Below are 1,658 nucleotides of genomic sequence, written 5' to 3'. Positions count from 1 at the left end.
TTCCGGCGTTTCAATCTGGCGTTCTCTGCTGCTCGATATACTGCCGGATGATGGACAGGGGCGCACCGCCGCATGAGGCTGCAAAATAGCTGGGCGACCAGAGCACGCCGCGCCAGTAACGCTGCACAAGGGCTGGGTGCATCTGTCGGAGCCTGCGGCTGGACACGCCTTTGAGGCTGTTCACGAGGACAGATAACGGTACCTTGGGTGGGTAATGTACCAGAAGATGCACATGGTCATCTTCCCCATCGAACTCCACAAGGTGGGTTTCAAAGTCCGTGCAGACTTTCTCAAAGATGGTCTGCATATCCTTCAGGACTGCAGCGGTGAAGACGCGGCGGCGGTATTTGGTTACAAAGACCAAATGGGCATGAAGCGCAAAAACACAATGTCTTCCGCGCCTGTAATCATTGTCGGAACTCATAGACCTATGGTATTCTAGAGGAATGATCCAGCGCAAGGCCAACAGATATCGGCTCTACCCGGATGCAGGACAGCGTGAAACGCTGGCTCGCATCGCCGGGGCCTGCCGGATGGTCTATAATCTTGCCCTCGAACAGCGCCGCGACTGGTGGCAGCGCTACAGGGATCGGACAGGACAGGCTATCTCCTTTGCCGGGCAATGCCGGGAACTTACCGCACTCCGGCAAGAGGTGGATTGGCTGCGTGAAGCGCCCATCCATCCGCTGCAACAGGCTCTGCGTGATCTGAACCGAGCCTATCAGAACTTCTTTTCTGGTCGGACCGGCTACCCCACGCCACGGCGTAAGGGACTACACGACAGTTTCCGGTTTCCCGACCCTACATCCCTGCGGGTTGAACGGACCGGCAAACGCACGGGGCGCATCAAGTTGCCAAAGCTGGGATGGGTCGCCTTCCGGGGATGGTATGATCTGCCGGGAGCCATTCGGAATATCACGCTCTCCCGGCGTGCTGGTCAGTGGTTTGCGTCCGTCCAGTGGGAGCGGGACTGTGCGGAACCTGCATCTTCTGTCCAGCCTGCTGTTGGGCTGGATATGGGCGTGTCGGTCTTTGCTGCGACCAGTACCGGCGAACTGATTGCTCCCGGAGATTTCGGTAAGAATGCCCTGCGTGCTCTACAGAAGGCGCAACGGGCTGTATCCCGAAAGAAGAAGGGCAGCGCCAACAGGCGCAAGGCCATCTGGCGTGTACAGAAACTTCACGCCCGCGTAGCCAATGCCCGAAAGGATTTCCTCCACAAACTCAGCACGACCATCACCAAGAACCACGGCAGGGTCGTTGTGGAGGCATTGCAGGTGCGGAACATGTCTGCGTCAGCAAAAGGCACGGCAGAAGAGCCGGGCCGAAATGTCCGGCAGAAGTCCGGGTTGAACAGGAGTATTCTGGATCAGGGATGGCGGATGTTCCGCACGTTTCTGGGCTACAAGCTGGCAGAACGTGGCGGGAGACTGGTTGAAGTGCCAGCCGCCTATACCAGCCAGACCTGCTCTGTCTGTGGCGTCACAGACCCCGCAAGCCGTGTCAGTCAGGCACGTTTTGTCTGCACAGCCTGCGGGCATATCGAAAATGCGGACATCAACGCCGCGAAAAACATTCTACGGCGGGCGGACAGCCCGTTGAAGCCTGTGGAGGGACACCGCATCAAGCGGCCCGTTGAAGCAGGAAGCCTTGGGTGG

2 protein-coding genes are annotated in these 1,658 nt (G+C 58.5%); one reads left to right on the top strand and one right to left on the bottom strand.

Annotated elements, in window-relative coordinates:
* Positions 1–10: 10 nt before the first annotated feature.
* Positions 11–424: an IS200/IS605 family transposase gene (gene tnpA / locus CFR79_RS15360; RefSeq protein WP_110548459.1), complete on the bottom strand. Its 414-nt coding sequence runs from the start codon at positions 422–424 to the stop codon at positions 11–13.
* Positions 425–446: 22 nt separating this feature from the next.
* On the opposite strand from tnpA, the gene CFR79_RS15355 reads away from it, so the two are divergent.
* A partial coding sequence (locus tag CFR79_RS15355) for an RNA-guided endonuclease InsQ/TnpB family protein (RefSeq protein ID WP_110548458.1) occupies positions 447–1,658 on the top strand: 1,212 nt, incomplete at its 3' end.

The sequence above is a fragment of the Komagataeibacter saccharivorans genome, from assembly GCF_003207825.1.
In the GTDB taxonomy this organism is placed as follows: Bacteria; Pseudomonadota; Alphaproteobacteria; order Acetobacterales; family Acetobacteraceae; genus Komagataeibacter; species Komagataeibacter saccharivorans.
Note: the sequence above shows the minus strand (reverse complement) of the source record. Positions and strands in the feature narration are given on the sequence as shown.